The sequence below is a fragment of the Chthonobacter rhizosphaerae genome, from assembly GCF_013839525.1.
Classification (GTDB): Bacteria; Pseudomonadota; Alphaproteobacteria; order Rhizobiales; family Pleomorphomonadaceae; genus Chthonobacter; species Chthonobacter rhizosphaerae.
Map to the genome: position 1 here is coordinate 1 of NZ_JACDIS010000007.1, position 15,476 is coordinate 15,476.

14 protein-coding genes are annotated in these 15,476 nt (G+C 69.6%); 9 read left to right on the plus strand and 5 right to left on the minus strand.

The annotated features are described in order from the left end of the window. Nucleotides 1–457: 457 nt before the first annotated feature. Nucleotides 458–1,036, minus strand: coding sequence for a Uma2 family endonuclease (locus HND91_RS13720; RefSeq protein WP_181707160.1), 579 nt, complete (start codon nucleotides 1,034–1,036; stop codon nucleotides 458–460). Between the two features lie 160 nt (nucleotides 1,037–1,196). On the opposite strand from HND91_RS13720, the gene HND91_RS13725 reads away from it, so the two are divergent. The 4 genes from HND91_RS13725 to HND91_RS13740 all read left to right on the plus strand — a co-directional run bounded on the left by HND91_RS13725 (nucleotide 1,197) and on the right by HND91_RS13740 (nucleotide 4,578). Next, nucleotides 1,197–1,862 (plus strand): glutathione S-transferase N-terminal domain-containing protein, encoded by a 666-nt coding sequence (locus HND91_RS13725; RefSeq protein WP_181707399.1) that lies wholly within the window; start codon nucleotides 1,197–1,199, stop codon nucleotides 1,860–1,862. Between the two features lie 388 nt (nucleotides 1,863–2,250). Then, nucleotides 2,251–3,498 (plus strand): aminopeptidase, encoded by a 1,248-nt coding sequence (locus tag HND91_RS13730; protein ID WP_181707161.1) that lies wholly within the window; start codon nucleotides 2,251–2,253, stop codon nucleotides 3,496–3,498. A gap of 107 nt (nucleotides 3,499–3,605) precedes the next feature. Then, the gene (locus HND91_RS13735) at nucleotides 3,606–4,034 is read left to right on the plus strand and encodes a CoA-binding protein (protein ID WP_181707162.1); all 429 of its coding nucleotides are present in this window, start codon (nucleotides 3,606–3,608) and stop codon (nucleotides 4,032–4,034) included. A gap of 100 nt (nucleotides 4,035–4,134) precedes the next feature. After that, nucleotides 4,135–4,578 carry a DUF805 domain-containing protein gene (locus tag HND91_RS13740; RefSeq protein WP_181707163.1) on the plus strand — a complete coding sequence of 148 codons (444 nt, stop codon included), beginning with the start codon at nucleotides 4,135–4,137 and terminating at the stop codon, nucleotides 4,576–4,578. 15 nt (nucleotides 4,579–4,593) lie between these two features. Here HND91_RS13740 and HND91_RS13745 read toward each other — a convergent pair whose 3' ends face one another. Then, a complete protein-coding gene (locus HND91_RS13745; protein WP_181707164.1) occupies nucleotides 4,594–5,721 on the minus strand; it encodes a COX15/CtaA family protein in 1,128 nt (375 codons plus the stop codon). A 158-nt stretch (nucleotides 5,722–5,879) separates the two neighbouring features. On the opposite strand from HND91_RS13745, the gene HND91_RS13750 reads away from it, so the two are divergent. After that, the gene (locus tag HND91_RS13750) at nucleotides 5,880–6,098 is read left to right on the plus strand and encodes a DUF2842 domain-containing protein (protein WP_181707165.1); all 219 of its coding nucleotides are present in this window, start codon (nucleotides 5,880–5,882) and stop codon (nucleotides 6,096–6,098) included. A gap of 74 nt (nucleotides 6,099–6,172) precedes the next feature. Next, a complete protein-coding gene (locus HND91_RS13755; RefSeq protein ID WP_181707166.1) occupies nucleotides 6,173–7,360 on the plus strand; it encodes a GNAT family N-acetyltransferase in 1,188 nt (395 codons plus the stop codon). Nucleotides 7,361–7,612: 252 nt separating this feature from the next. On the opposite strand, the gene HND91_RS13760 is transcribed toward HND91_RS13755, so the two are convergent. The 3 genes from HND91_RS13760 to HND91_RS23075 form a co-directional block, all read right to left on the minus strand. Further along, entirely contained in the window at nucleotides 7,613–8,227 is a 615-nt protein-coding gene (locus tag HND91_RS13760; RefSeq protein ID WP_181707167.1) for a Cap15 family cyclic dinucleotide receptor domain-containing protein, read from the minus strand. Beyond that, complete coding sequence (locus HND91_RS13765) at nucleotides 8,227–9,285, minus strand: nucleotidyltransferase-like protein (protein ID WP_181707168.1); 1,059 nt, start codon at nucleotides 9,283–9,285, stop codon at nucleotides 8,227–8,229. The genes HND91_RS13760 and HND91_RS13765 overlap by 1 nt, the downstream gene beginning before the upstream one ends. Nucleotides 9,286–9,483: 198 nt before the next feature. Then, on the minus strand, nucleotides 9,484–11,718 hold the full coding sequence (locus tag HND91_RS23075; RefSeq protein WP_181707169.1) for a GumC family protein: 2,235 nt from the start codon (nucleotides 11,716–11,718) through the stop codon (nucleotides 9,484–9,486). 194 nt (nucleotides 11,719–11,912) lie between these two features. On the opposite strand from HND91_RS23075, the gene HND91_RS13775 reads away from it, so the two are divergent. The 3 genes from HND91_RS13775 (at nucleotide 11,913) to HND91_RS13785 (ending at nucleotide 15,461) form a co-directional block, all read left to right on the plus strand. Beyond that, the gene (locus HND91_RS13775) at nucleotides 11,913–12,470 is read left to right on the plus strand and encodes a polysaccharide biosynthesis/export family protein (protein WP_181707170.1); all 558 of its coding nucleotides are present in this window, start codon (nucleotides 11,913–11,915) and stop codon (nucleotides 12,468–12,470) included. Nucleotides 12,471–12,630: 160 nt separating this feature from the next. Beyond that, nucleotides 12,631–13,914, plus strand: coding sequence for a glycosyltransferase family 4 protein (locus HND91_RS13780; RefSeq protein ID WP_181707171.1), 1,284 nt, complete (start codon nucleotides 12,631–12,633; stop codon nucleotides 13,912–13,914). 44 nt (nucleotides 13,915–13,958) lie between these two features. Next, a complete protein-coding gene (locus HND91_RS13785) occupies nucleotides 13,959–15,461 on the plus strand; it encodes an undecaprenyl-phosphate glucose phosphotransferase (RefSeq protein WP_343057341.1) in 1,503 nt (500 codons plus the stop codon). The last annotated feature ends 15 nt before the right edge of the window (nucleotides 15,462–15,476 follow it).

Consider the following 15,476-nt stretch of genomic DNA (forward strand, 5'->3'; position numbering starts at 1 on the left):
CGGCCGCCGAACGCTCGATCGTCATCCCGGCGGAAGCCGGGATCCAGCCGACGGGGGGAATTTCCCACGGTCGCGGGTGATGGTGCGGTCGGTTGGGCCCCGGCGTTCGCCGGGGTGACGACCTGGGTCGGAGCGGGCGAGCTTCGCTGGTCGGCCGCCGAACGCTCGATCGTCATTCCGGCGGAAGCCGGGATCCAGCCGACGGGGGGAATTTCCCACGGTTTCGGGTGATGGTGCGGTCGGTTGGGCCCCGGCGTTCGCCGGGGTGACAACCGGGGCGGAGCGGGCGAGCTTCGCTGGTCGGCCGCCGAACGCTCGATCGTCATCCCGGCGGAAGCCGGGATCCAGCCGACGGGGGGAATTTCCCACGGTCGCGGGTGATGGTGCGGTCGGTTGGCCGGCGAGGTCGGAGCATGCCCCCGGCGAGGTCGGACCCGGCGAGGTCGGACCGTCCGCCCTAGTCCGACAGGTCGAGGTCCGCGAGGCGGAGGGTGAAGGCGGGGGCTTGCTCGGGGCGGATGAGGTGGTCGGCGTGCCAGGGGGTGATGTCGGCGTACCCATCAGGGCCGGGACGCCGGTGGACGTGGACGATCCGCGATCCGGCGTCGATGACCCAGAGTTCCGGAACGCCGAAAGCGGCGTAGATGCGGGCCTTGCGGCCGAGATCGTAGGCGAGCGACGAGACGCCGATCTCGATCACGAGCAGTGCCGTTGCGGCTGTCAGTCCGCGGATCCCGGTGGCGCGGCTCATGATGACGAAATCCGGCTCCAGGAACGTCTCCGCCGATAGCCGCAAAGTGGTTTCCGGAACGAACATCAGGTCGGGCGGGCAAAGGCGCGCGAGACGGATGTTCAAAGCGCTTTTGACAATCTCGTGCTCATTGCCCTTGGGCGACATCGGGATGAGTTCCCCTTCGACGAGCTCGACGCGCTCGCCCTCCTCGATCAAGCCGACCTCGACCATGCGCTCCACCTCCGCGACCGTGAAGGCGCGGCGGGGCAGTCCGTCGGCGGCGATGATGCTCCGGATGTTCATGGGAGCGAGGATAGCATGGCCGGGCGGGGTGAGAAGACCGAACCGGGCGGAGAACGGCGGACGGCGGATGGGGACGACCGGGCCGGCGGCCGGCGCGCGGGCTTGACCGGAGACGCGGCAGGCGGTCTGGTGCGGTGTCGGTTGACTGCAAGGAGACGGCATCGTGACCCTGACCCTCTATGGCGTGGCGCGGTCGCGCGCGGCGCGGGTGATGTGGACCTGCCTGGAACTGGGGGTGCCGTTCGAGCATGTGCCGGTGACCCAGGCGCGTAGGGTGGCCGATCCGCTGGCGCCGGACGCGCCGATGAACACGCGCACGCCGGCTTTCCTGGCGATCAACCCGGCCGGGCAGATCCCGGCGGTGGTGGACGACGGGCTGGTGATGACGGAAAGCCTCGCCATCTGCTTCCATCTTGCGCGCAAGCACGGCGGGCCGCTCGCCCCGTCGTCCCTCGACGAGGAGGCGCTGACGCTGAACTGGATGCTCTGGGCGGCGACCCAGTGCGAGGCGCATGCGGTGACGATCGTGCTCAACGTGGCCGACGCGGCGCCCGGAAATGGCGACGAGGCGGCGGTGGCGGCCGCGAAGGCGGCGCTGCGACCGCGGATGGAGCAGCTGGACGCGGCGCTGGCGGCCGGCGGCGGCCACCTGGTGGGCGGGCGGTTCACCATCGCCGACCTGATCGTCGCGGAGGTGATGCGCTATGTGCAGCCCGCCCCGGACCTGTTCGAGGGGCTGCCGGCGCTGGGTGCATGGATGGCGGCGTGCCAGGGACGGCCGGCGCACCGGGCCATGCAGGGAATGCGGGCCGCCGAGCCGGCGTGAGGGGTGGGGTGACGGAGAATGCGTGGGTGGTCCGCCTGCGCGGACCATGACGATCGAGGTGGTTGGGGGGTGAAGGTCCTGCGTTGGTTTGATCGCATACGGTTCTGGTTTGCCGTCATCCCGGCGAAAGCCGGGATCCAGCCGACGTGGGTCGTTGGTGCGGTCGCGGGTGTACGGGGGACGGTTGGACCCCGGCTTTCGCCGGGGTGACGACCGGGAGTAGACGGCGACCATCCGGGCGGTGCCGAGAGCGCTCCACCGGCTGTATCGAGCGGACGGACAGGCAGCCGGCCTGAAGGCGCGGCCGGTTCGTGGCCCGCGCCGCGGCTGACAAGGGCGGTGGGGCGGCTTATATCTTGGGGATCACCAGTCCTCGGAGACCCCGCCCATGAACGCCCCGTCTCGCCGTCCCAACGATACCCGTCTTGAGAAACTGGCCGAAGTGGCCGTGAAGGTGGGGTTGGGGTTGAAGGCGGGGCAGCAGCTGGTGATGACCGCGCCGATCGAGGCGCAGCCGCTGGTGCGCAAGATCACCGAGGAGGCCTACAAGGCCGGCGCGAGCCTCGTCACCACCCTCTACGGCGACGACGAGGCGACGCTCGCGCGCTATCGGCACGGAACGGACGGGGCGTTCGACACGGCGCCGGACTGGCTCTATGCCGGCATGGCGGAGGCCTACAAGGCGGGCGCGGCGCGGCTCGCCATCTCGGGCGCGAACCCGAGCCTTCTCGCCGGGCAGGATCCGGACAAGGTGGCGCGGGCGAACAAGGCCAACAGCGCCGCCTACATGCCGGCCATGCAGCCGATCGTGAACTTCGACATCAACTGGACCATCGTGTCCTACGCGACGCCCGCCTGGGCCAAGGCCATGTTCCCGGACGACACCGAGGAGAAGGCGGTGGCCAAGCTGTGGGACGCCATCTTCGCGGCCTCGCGCATCGACGCGGCGGACCCGGTGGCCGAGTGGGACCGGCACAATGGCGAGCTGCACCGGCGCATGGACGCGCTGAACGCCCGCCGTTTCGCGGCGATCCGCTTCCGCGGGCCGGGCACGGACCTGACCGTGGGCCTCGCGGACGACCACGAGTGGTGCGGCGGGTCGGCGACCGCCAAGAACGGCCAGACCTGCAACGCCAACATCCCGACCGAAGAGGTGTTCACCACACCCCACAAGGATCGGGTGGAGGGCTATGTGCGCTCCACCAAGCCGCTCTCCTACCAGGGCACCCTGATCGAGGACATCGCGGTGCGGTTCGAGGGCGGGCGGATCGTGGAGGCGACGGCCTCCAAGGGGGCGGACGTGCTGGCCAAGGTGCTGGAGACGGACGAGGGCGCGCGCCGGCTGGGCGAAGTGGCGCTGGTGCCGCATTCCTCGCCGATCTCGCGCAGCGGGCTGCTCTTCTACAACACGCTCTACGACGAGAACGCCTCCAGCCACATCGCGCTGGGGCAGGCCTATTCGAAGTGCTTCGTGGGCGGCGGCGCGGGCCTCTCGCAGGAGGACCTGGCGGCGAAGGGTGCGAACCAGAGCGTCATCCACATCGACTGGATGATCGGATCCGGCGAGGTGGACGTGGACGGCATCATGGCCGACGGCGCCGAGGAGCCGGTGATGCGCAAGGGCGAGTGGGTCTGAGGACCGCTTCGCCGCGACCGCCCTCCCCGGCGGTGGGCGGCAACCGGCGGCGGCGGGGCGGCGTTTCAGGCCTGACGATGGGATCGGCCGATAGGAGCGAGGACGCGATGGGGATCGACGGCAAGACGGACGACGAGATCCGGTCCATCCTGACCGACACGAAGACGATCGCCCTGGTGGGCGCGAGCAACAACCCGGCGCGGGCGTCCTACGGCGTGCTGGGCTTCCTGCTGCGGCGGGGCTACAGGGTGCACCCGATCAACCCGGGGCTCGCCGGCAAGACGATCCACGGGGCGACGGTGTACGCCTCGCTGAAGGACCTGCCGGAGCCGGTGGACATGGTGGACGTGTTCCGCAACTCCGACGCCGCCGGCGCGGTGATCGACGAGGCTCTGGCCCTGGAGCCGAAACCGAAGGTGGTGTGGCTGCAGCTCGGCGTCGTGAACGAGGACGGCGCGCGGCGCGGCGAGGCGGCGGGCGTGACGGTGGTGATGGACCGCTGCCCGGCCATCGAGGCGCCACGCCTGGGGCTGTGAGCGGCGGCTGCGCACGAATCTCCTGAACTTTCGTCTAATCCGGCGCGTTGAGAGGTCCGTACGTTTCGTTGTGACTTGTCACAAGGGCGAGGACGCTTCGATGACCGCCACGGAAGTGCTGTTCGGGTTCAGGGGACGCGTGTCGCGCGGGCTGTTCAACGCGGGCATGCTGATGCTGGCCGCCGTGGCGGCGCTGCAGGAGGTGCTGGTGTTCGAGCTGGCGCCGGCCATGCTGCCGCGCGGCTTCCTGCCGATGGCGCATCTCTACGGGATCGTGTTCGCCGGCGCGGTGGGGCTGATCGCCTTCAGCGCGCTGGCGGTGAAGCGGCTGCACGACCTGGACCGCTCGGGCGGGGCGCTCGTCGCGATGGTGATCGGGCCGGTGCTGGTGCTGGCGATCGAGGCGCTGGCCGGGCCGGCGCCGCTGGCGCACTACGCGGCGCTGGCGGTGCTGGCGTGGGCGATCACGGACCTGGCGCTGATGCCGGGGACGGACGGGCCGAACCGGTTCGGCGAGGATCCGCGGGCGCGGCTGGCGGCCTGACGCGCCCTCCCCCGGTCAGACGGCGGTGGGGACCGGGGCGCGGGCGGGGGCTTCGGCGGCGACGGGCGCGGGCCAGCCGGCGCGGCTGTCGTGCAGGCGGCGGGCGTGGACGACGGCGGCGGCGAGCACCACCACGGCGAGGCCCTGGTGGACGAGCGCGAGGCCGAGCGGCACTACGTGGACGAGGGTCGCGATGCCGACGATCGCCTGCACGGTGACGAGGCCGAACACGAGGCCGGCGGCGCGGGCGCGGGCCCTGTCGGCGGCGAGCGCGGAGACGGCCATCCACTGCACGAAGGCGAGCGCGAACAGGGTGTAGGCGCCGATCCGGTGCACGAACTGCACCGTCATGTGGTTCTCGAAGAAGTTGATCCACCAGGGGTTCTGGAAGAGGAGCCCGTCCGGCACGAGGCGGCCCTCCATGAGCGGCCACGTGTTGTAGATGGTGCCGGCGTCGAGGCCGGCGACGAGGCCGCCGAGGAAGATCTGCGCCAGGGTGAGGACGACCACCGCCTTGGCGAGGGTGCCGAGGCCGGCGGGCTCGGCGAGCGCCGGCTTCACGGCGCGGAAGCCCTCGGCGATCCAGACCGTGGCGGCGAAGATGATGCACGCGAAGGTGAGATGCGTGGCGAGCCGGTACTGGCTGACGTCGGTGCGCTCGGTGAGGCCGCTCGCCACCATCCACCAGCCGATGGCGCCCTGGATGCCGCCGAGCACGAACAGGAGGCCGATGCGGCCGAGCATGTCGCGGCGAATGTAGCCGCGCACGGCGAACCACAGGAAGGGCAGGAGGAAGACGAAGCCGATGACGCGGCCGAGAAGGCGATGGCCGTATTCCCACCAGTAGATGAACTGGAAGTCGGACAGGCTCATGCCCTTGTTGATCTGCTGGTACTCGGGGATGCGCTTGTACTTCTCGAACTCCACCAGCCAGTCGGCGTGGGTGAGCGGCGGCAGGATGCCGTGGATGACCTTCCACTCGGTGATGGAGAGGCCGCTCTCGGTGAGGCGCGTGGCGCCGCCGACCACCACCATGGCGAACACGAAGGCCGCGATGACCCAGAGCCAGATGCGGACGAGGCGGTCGCCATGGGCGTTCGCCGACGCGGACGGGACGGATCGATAGGTGGCGGTGAGGGGCATGGGTCGGGGCCGAGGTTGTCTTTTCGCGGTGCGGCACGGGTGTTAGCACACTTATGGCGCGGCCGCGCGCCGAGAAAGGAGCGCGGCGACCGGTCGCGGGGCTTTTCGCCGGCGGGCCGGGGTGCTATCGGCTCGGCCGACCGGAACGGAGACGCCTGATGCCCCCGCGCCTGCGCAAGCTGATCGGAGCCATGCTCCTCGTCCTCCTGGTGGTGACCTATCCCTTCCTGGTGGTGGTGTTCGCCGCCGCCATCCTTCCCGGATCGAGCGGCTGGACGCAGCTGGCCTTCTACGCCGTCGGCGGCCTCCTGTGGGTGCCGCCCGCCGCCTTCCTGATCTGGCTGATCGGCCGGCGCGACCCGGCCCCCAAGGCCTGACGGGCCGCAACGGACTGTTGAGATCGCGCGCGTAACATATTCCGATCATTCCATATGACCGGAGCGCGGACCCGATGGTCGCCACTCACATCCCGTGGACGCCGGACGAGACGGCGGCGGCGGCCCCCTCCCCCCTGACGGTGACGATCCACCGGGCGCTGGACACGGCCGAGCCGGCGTGGCGCACCGTGGAGGCGGCGTGCGGCGGCGCGCCCTTCCAGCGGTTCGACATGGTGGCGGCCTGGTTCGACACCCTCGGCCGGCACCAGAAGGCCGCGCCGCTGGTGCTGACCGCCCACCGGCCGGACGGCCCCGCCTTCGTGCTGCCGCTGGCGGTGACCCGCGCCGGGCCGGTGACGGTGGCGCGCTTTCCGGGCGGCAGCCACGCCACGGTGAACACGGCGCTGATCCACCCGGCCGCCCTCTCCGCCCTGACGGCGGCGGACGCGCGGGCGGCGCTCAGCGCCCTCGCCGACCGGGGCGCGGGCGTGGACCTCGTGCACCTGACCGGCCTGCCGGAGCACCTGGACGGGCGCCCCAACCCGTTCGTGGACGGCGCCTCGCGCCGGTCCGCCCACGCCACCTACCGGGTGGACCTGACGGACGGCTTCGAGGCGGTGCTCGCCCGCCACAACGGCGCGAAGAAGCGCAAGCGGCTGCGCCAGCAGGCGCGCGGCTACGAGCCGCTGGGCGGCGCCACCGTGCGCCGCGCCGCCGACGCCGGGGAGGCGCACCGGGCGCTCGACGCCTTCGCCCAGCAGAAGGCGGCGCGCTTCGCCGACCAGGGCCTGCCCGACGTGTTCGCGGCCCCCGGCACCCTGCCCTGGTTCCACAGCCTGATCGACCGCGCCTTTACGACCGACCGCGGCCTCTTCGACGTCTACCTCCTGGAGACGGCCGGCACCCTGCGCGCCACCTTCTTCGTGGCCGCCCACGGGCCGGCGCTCCACGGCATGATGAACTCGGTCGAGCTCGACGAGCACGCCCACCTCAGCCCCGGCGACTTCATCAACCACCACCTGATCGAGGACGCCGCCGCCCGCGGCTTCGCCCTGTTCGACTTCGGCATCGGCGACGCGCGCTACAAGCGCTCGTGGATCGACGAGGAAACCCCGCTCCACGACACCGCCGTGCCCCTGACGACCCTCGGCGCCATGGCGCTGGGCGCGGTGGAGGCCAAGCGCCGCGCGAGGGCGTGGCTGGGGCGGCACCCGGGGGTGTACGGGTGGGTGCAAAGGGTTAGGCGGGGATTTTGGAAGTGATCGATGCGCCAGGAGCGGTCACCGATCCTGCCCTATTGGCCTAGGCGGAGGGCAATCGTGGTACTGCACTCGTTACGCTGCCAGCAGCGCTGGCTGCCGGCGAAGTTCCGGCAGCTGCGGCGCTCCGATAACTCAACAATGCGACGGTAGTAGTATAAAGTTCAAGAGTTCAGACGTTGACCCTGGTGCCCGCTAGACCTCCAGCTAATAACGAGCTCTATCTCGAAGCGCATCCGGAGTAGACGAAGCCGATTACGTCCTGTTTGCTCGCTCTATATTCATATCGCCGCTCGATCCCCGATCATTGTAGTAGCGACCAACAAGCCTGTTCTGGTTGTCGTCCCAGTCAATTTCCAGGAAGGCGACGCCATTGTGGGGAGCGCTGCGATCCCGGACCGCCGCCTTGGGCTCGTTCGAGTAACTGTACCAAACCCGGAATCGCTTGTTCGCGTAATCCGCCTCAAGCGTCTCCCGACTCGAGTACGACGTCGATTCACCCGATTTCATAGTGACGCTGATCGAGAAAAGTGTTTGGCGAATCGTGATTGTCGTCAAGATCGGAGGCCACGCCTCGCCGGTCCCGGGGACCTTGTAAGTCGAGTGCATAAAACCGTTCCACGTCCCGTTAAGGTTCGGAAAAGTCTTAGTCTGTAACCATGGTACCCAGCTGACGAGCTTAAACCATAAAAACTGGGCGGCAATCACCAGACCGGTGGTGATAATTGTTGCCGCCAGCGACAAATAGTTCCAAAAGCCCGCGTGCTTCTCAGTCAAATGCGTCATTAGGGCATTGATGCCGTAGACAACCACTATGGTTGCCGCCCCGACGATTATTACTTGCAAACGCGCCGAAAGCAGATGCCACATTAAGCGTCGCCCAGATGAGCTAAGGCCGAAGCGACAAATTCCTGCGCGTCCTGCAAGCGCCACCCTTGATGAGAGCCAAACAAAAGTTTCACGTCGTTTATTTCGAGCAACCGGAAGGTATGTGCCTCCCCATTAATCAGATAAGCGATGCGCTCGAGCACCCGTTTGACGCGCCCGTAGCGGTCATCATCTTCGACGTTGAAAAAACCGTCCTCGACGGAATGGACCAGGCACTCGATCAGGAACGATGGCACTCGCTTATCGGTGGCTTCGTAGGCCATCATGTCCGACTGCATACGCTTGATGATGCGAACGACGCGCTTGAACTGCAGACCGGTGCGCTGGCGCTTGGACCGGCCGTTGGCGATGTGGAGATCGGGAAAATTGAAGGTCCAGTCCGCCGGTGGGTTTAACAGACCAACGCCCTCGGTTGTAATGTATGGTTGCATCAACGAAAAGCCCCGGCGTATGAAGTGGAGGGTGAAGGCGGGAACCACGTCTACTTCCGCCCTGCTGCCCTCAAGGCCATTAACGCGGATCGCTCTTTTGCCGGTGTCGTCAACAGCCGCCCGTCCGAATGACCCAACCAAGTCGGTTACGATGTGCTTCCTCATTTCGGCAAGAATGGATTGGAACGGGCGTCCCGTGTCGTAGTAGGCCATTGCGTTGTATGCCAAGTCGGTGTTGACACCATCGCCGTACCTGATCACCAGACTGGGATGCTGGACGCGGAGGTCGATGTCGCTTTCGCCTCGAGTGTTAGTGCGATTCGTGAAGCTGCCCTGTTGCGCAAGCCGACAGCCTTCGCGGTTGAGCCACTCGTTATTTGCTAGTGCCTCCTGGACCATATTGCGGGCGCGCTCGATCCGTTTCGTCTCGGTCGTGCTCTCGGGGCGCTCCCAATGTCTGAATCGCTCGTTCCACGACCCACGCCGCCTGATCGACTCAACGAGCTCCGTCGACGGCGTTGGCGGAACGCCGGGCACGGTATTGATGGAAGTGCCGAAAAGGCCGGAAAGCGGAACCTGGGGCGGTTTCCGCCCTCCTTGAGTAGACATCAGCAAGCGCCTCGATTGAGTGGTGTCCAGTGGAATGTAATAGCGACAAAGTGGCGCACAAGGGCAACTTGCTGTCAGAAGTGGTCCTCCACAGAAAAACGCCCGCCGGTCAAACGACCAGCGGGCGCTCCATTCGTCTCACTCTCTTAAATATCGGCTGCGTAGGCGGGTCTTGTCTCTTTCGTGTCCGGCGGGCCTTCAGGCGGCGGCGTGGAGGGTGGCGTCGGACAGGGGGATGATCGACACCGGCGCGATGCCGCCTTCGACCATCAGGTCGTGGATCCGGAGGACGTCCGGATCGGTCGCGTCGCCGACCAGGATGGTGTGGTCGGCGGTGGCGATGAGGGAGAACCAGAGGGGATCCGGCTCGATGAGGCCGAGGTCGAGGACGACCACGTCGTAGGTGTGGGCGAGCGCCGTCAGCACGGTGTCGATCTCCTCGCCGGCGAGCTCCTCCGGGTGGAGCGGGCGGGTGCCGACGCCGATCTCGTGGGCGCGGGTGAGCGGGTTGCGGCGGATGATGTCGTCGAACGCGGACGCGCCGGTGATGAGGTCGGACAGGCCGGGGCCGTCGGCGCCGGCGTGGCCGGGCACGGTGTCGACCACCACCACGCGGGCGCCCTCGGCGGTAGCGAGGCGGGCGAAGTCGGCGACCACGCGCTCCACGGCGTCGGCGCTGGTGGCGCCGGTGACGACCACGCGGCTGGTGCCCTCGCTGACGAGCACGGTGTGGAGGTCGGCGGCGTCCGGACCGGCGGGTTCGTGGGACCGGGCCCGGTGGGGCGCGCGGGCGGCGGCGGCGCGGCCGACGGCGGCGCGAAAGCGCATGACGCGCGGGTCGTCGGTGGGCTCCAGGTCGGCGGCGGAGATGACGAGCGGGTCGGGCACCACCTCCGGCACCTCGACGGGGTGGAAGGCGGGCGCGGTCTCCGGCGCATGGGCGCCGGGCTCGCGGGAGGCGGCCTCGAGGTCGCGGATGGCCTCGGCGGCCGCCTCGCGGGAGATCGGGCCGCCCACGTTGACCGGGATGCGGCGGAGCGCGCGGCCGCCGAGGAACTCGCCGGTGACGATCCACGCGATGGCGAGGAGGAAGCCGGCGACCGTCGCCATCAGGGTGAGCGGGCCGACCTTCGGGAAGGTGGGCTCGGCCGGCATGGAGGCGCGGGAGATGACCCGCGCGTCCGCCGGCAGCACGGCCGCGCCCTGGCGGGCCACCGCCTCGCGGTAGCGCACCAGGAGGCCGGAGAGAAGGTCGCGCTGGGAGGCGGCCTCGCGCTCCAGGGCGCGGAGCTGGACCTCGCTCTCGGCGTCGACGGCGGAGGCGCCCTTGAGGGCGTCGAGCTCGGTGGTGAGGGAGGCGACGCGGGCGTCGGCGATGCGCGCGTCGTTCTGCAGGGACGCGAGGACGCGGCGGGCCTCGGCGGTCTGCTGGACGGTGATGTCGGCGATCTGCGACTGGACGGCGCGCACCTGCGGGTGGCCGGGCAGCAGGGTGACGGACAGTTCCGACAGGCGGTTGCGGAGCGCGATCTCGCGGGCGCGGAGCGAGCGGTAGGTGTCGCTGTCGAGGACGTCGGCGGCGTTGTCCAGGCTGGACTGGCGATCGAGGAGGCTCTTCAGCTGGCGGGCGCGGCTGTCGGCCTCCGCCTTGGCGGCGCGGGCGGCCGACAGGCTGTTGGTGAGGTCGGTGATCTGCTGGCGGGTGAGCGTGGCGTTGTTCTCGCCGACGAACAGGTCCTTGCCGGTGCGGTAGGCCTCGATGCCCTCCTCCGCCTCGCGGACCTTGACGCGCAGCCGCTCGATCTCCTCGCCGAGCCAGCGGGTCTGGTCCTCGCTGGTGCGCCGCTTGGCCTCGCCCTGGAGCGCCATGTACTCCTCGGCGATGGAGTTGGCGACGTCGGCGGCGAGCGCCCGGTCCTCCGACGCGAAGCGGATGACGAGCACGCGCGAGCCGTCCACCTGGTAGACCTCGGTGTGCTCCATGAAGGCGTCGAGGACGCGCTCCTCCGGGGACACGCGCATCGGGTCGCTGCCGAGGCCGACGGCGACGAGCGCCCGGGAGACGAGCGACGGGCGGGTGCCGTCGAACTCGTCGCGCTCGGCGAGCCGGTGCTTCTCGGCGACCCGGCGGACGAGATCGCGGGAGGTGAGGAGCTGGACCTGGCTCGCCACCGTCTCCTTGTCGATGACCGCCTTGTCGGGGACGGCGGAGCCGTCGCGGCGCAGGTCGACCTCGCGGTTCTCCACGAGGATCTTGGTCTCGGCGCGATAGCTCGGCGGCGTGACGGAGAGGGTCGCGAAGGTGCCGAGGCCGAACACGGCCGTGGTGAGCGCCACCATCAGGCGGCGACGCCAGACGGCCTTGAGGACCCCGGGAAGATCCAGGGCCACGTCGTCCTCGAACTCAGGCCGTCCGTCCGTCGAACCGATCATCACACATGCCTCGGGTACGCTGAGTGAGGCGAGTGTCGGCCGACATGGTTTCCATTCTGTTAAGACCATCCGTCGGATTGGGGTGACCGGCTTAACGAAGCTTGACGGACGGACCCCCGCGGGCGGGCCGGTTTCCGCTTCGTTAACCATGTCCGCCTAGGGTGCCGAAAACATTCCGACGGGTGAACGGCCTCATGCATCGGCGCACCTTCCTGACCCTGATGGCCGCCTCGCTGGCGGGCTGCCGCTCGTCCGAGCCGCTGCCCGGGCCGGTGCTGGTGAGCGCGCTGACGGAGCCCTACCGGCTGGACAGCGGCGACCGGCTGCGCATCACCGTGTTCGAGCAGCCGTCGCTGACGAACACCTACGCGGTCGACCAGGCGGGCCACGTGACGCTGCCGCTGATCGGCCCGGTGGGGGCGCGCGGCCGCACCACGCAGGAGCTGGGCGGCGCGATCGCCGGCGCCCTCAAGAAGGGCTTCCTGCGCGACCCGGACGTCTCGGTGGAGGTGGACACCTACCGGCCGTTCTTCATCATGGGCGAGGTGCGGGCGCCGGGGCAGTACGTGTACGTGACCGGCCTCACCGTGCAGACGGCCGTCGCCATCGCGGGCGGCTTCACGCCGCGCGCTTCGGAGGACGTGGTGGAGATCACCCGGCAGATGAACGGCAAGGTGATGACCGGCCTCGTGCCGCTCTCCGCCGCCGTCCGCCCCGGCGACGTGCTGCGCGTGCGCCAGCGCCTGATCTGATGGTTTTCGACGGGCGAGAGTCTCTAATATTGAAGTTCATATGTTTGTAAGCCTAGCGCGAAAAAGCCAACGGATTTAACCGCTTGGCTCCATGTGCGGAGGCAATGTGCGGGCAGATCAGCTCCCGATCGAAGCGGGAGCGCGATGGAATGCGCCGCTCATGCCCGGACCCAAGCCTCTCCGCATCATTCACTGCGTCCGCTCCCCGGTGGGCGGCATCTTCCGCCACATCGTGGACCTCGCCACCGCCCAGGAGGCGGCGGGCCACCAGGTGGGGATCATCTGCGACAGCGTCACCGGAGGAGCGTTCGAGGCCGGCGTGATCGCCGACCTCGCGCCGCGCCTGACGTTCGGCGTGCGGCGCTTCCCGATGGAGCGGCGCGTCTCGGCCGACGACGTGCGGGCGACGATCCGGCTGCTGTCGCATCTGCGCGGGCTGGAGCTGGACGTGCTGCACGGGCACGGCGCGAAGGGCGGCGCCTACGCGCGGCTGATCGGGACGGCGCTGCGCTTCTTCGGGCGACGCGTGCTCCGGGTCTACTGCCCCCACGGCGGCAGCCTGCACTTCGACGCCGGCACCCGGGAGGGCCGCGCCTACTTCACCCTGGAGCGCATGCTGGAGAACGTGACCGACGGGTTCGTGTTCGTGTCCGGCTACGAGGAGACCAGCTACCGCGACAAGGTGAGCTGGCCGGAGCGGCCGGTCCGGCGCGTGCTGAACGGGCTGAAGCCGGAGGAATACGAGCCGGTGACGGCCGTGGAGGGGGCGGCGGACCTCCTCTACATGGGCGTGATGCGCGACCTGAAGGGGCCGCAGGTTCTCATCGAGAGCCTGAAGATCCTCGCCGAGGACTATGACCTCACGCCGACCGTGCGCTTCCTCGGCGACGGGCCGGACCGGCCCGCCTACGAGCGGACGGTGCGGGATCTCGGCTTCGACAACCGGGTGACCTTCAAGGACCCGCTGCCGACGCGGCAGGCGCTCGCGGAGGGCCGCGTGCTGGTGGTGCCGAGCCTCGCGGAGTCCATGCCCTATGTGGTGCTGGAGGCGATCGCCGCCCGGATCCCGCTGATCGCCACCCGGGTGGGCGGCATCCCGGAGATCTTCGGCGACCGGTCCGGCGCCCTGGTGCAGCCGGGCGACGCCCCTGCCCTCGCGGCCGCGATCAGTCGCACGCTCTGGAACGAGACGGCGGCCCGGGACGAGGCGGCCGCGTTCGGCCGCGACCTCGCCGGGCGCTTCTCGCTGGAGCGGATGTCGGCGGACATCGAGGACTTCTACACCGAGCTGGCGGACGCCCGCCGCCGGTCGACCGCCGGCGAACCGGCAACCGGCGGCGCGCTGATCGGCGGCGCGGCCGCTTCCGGCGGACAGGCGCTGCCGGGCGGGGTGTCGATTCCCGGCGGGGCGGGACGCCCGTTCGCCAGCCCAGGGCAATCTTGATCGTCGATCGTGAACGGATCGGCCTCCTCGGAATGCGAGACCAGATGACAAGCCTGTCCCACCACGCCCACCTCGACGCCGCCGGGGCGGTCCCGTCCGAACCTTCGGAGCGCACGGCCCGCGAGCTTGCCAGGACCCGGGCGGCGGAAACCCGCGAGCGGATGATCCCGCACCCGGTGGTCACCGGCGTCGCGGTCGCCGCCGAGGCGATGGCGCTGCTCGCCGCCACCCTGGCGGTCTCCGGCGGCGCAGGCCTCGACCTCGGCCTCTGGCGCGTGCCGGTGGTGACGGTCGTGGCGCTGGTGGCCGTGCTGGCGAGCCGGATCGCGGGCGGCTACGAACTGGCCGTGCTGCGCCGGCCGGTGGTGCGCCTCGCCCGGGCGTTGGCGGCCTGGACGATCGCGTTCGCGGCGGTGCTGCTGGTGCTGCTCGGCACCGGATCGGAGGCCCACGGGGGCTTCGCGGTGTGGTTCCTGACGGGCGCGGCGACGCTCGGCGCGAGCACGCTGACGGTCTCGGCCGCCATCCACCAGCTGACGGCGGAAGGCCGGCTGCAGCGGCGGACGGTGCTGGTGGGCGGCGGCCCGAACGCGGAGGCGCTGATCGAGGCGCTGGAGCGCACCGCCGCCAACGAGGTGTCCATCCTCGGCATCTTCGACGACCGGGCGGACGACCGGAGCCCGGAGAGCCAGGCGGGCCATCCGAAGCTCGGCACCCTGGACGACCTCGTGGAGTTCGCCCGCACGGCGACGGTGGACCTGGTGATCGTGTCGATCCCGATGACGGCGGAGACGCGCCTCCTCCAGATGCTGAAGAAGCTCTGGGTGCTGCCGGTGGACATCCGCCTGAGCGCCCACGCCAACCGCCTGCGGCTTCGGCCGCGCAGCTATTCCTACATCGGCGGCGTGCCGCTCCTCGACGTGTTCGACAAGCCGATCAGCGGCTGGGACAGCATCGTGAAGCGGGTGTTCGACGTGACGATCGCGAGCCTCGCCATCGTGGCGCTGTCGCCGGTGTTCCTGGCGGTGGCGGCGGCGGTGAAGTGGGACTCGCGCGGCCCGGTGCTGTTCCGCCAGAAGCGCTACGGCTTCAACAACGAGGTGGTCTCGGTGTGGAAGTTCCGCTCCATGTTCGCCGACATGGCGGACCCGGCCGCCAAGAAGGTGGTGACCCGGGACGACCCGCGGGTGACGCGCGTGGGCCGGATCATCCGCAAGACCTCGCTCGACGAGCTGCCGCAGCTCTTCAACGTGCTGCGGGGCGACCTGTCGCTGGTGGGGCCGCGGCCCCACGCGGTGAACGCCCACACCCACGACCAGCTCTGGGAGGAGGTGGTGGACGGCTATTTCGCCCGCCACCGGGTGAAGCCCGGCGTGACCGGCTGGGCGCAGGTGAACGGCCTGCGCGGCGAGATCGACGCCCCGGAGAAGATCCGCGCCCGCGTGGACTACGACCTCCACTACATCGAGAACTGGTCGGTGCTGTTCGATCTCTACATCCTGGCGCTGACGCCGATCCGCATCTTCAACCAGGACAACGCCTACTGACGGGCCACCATACCG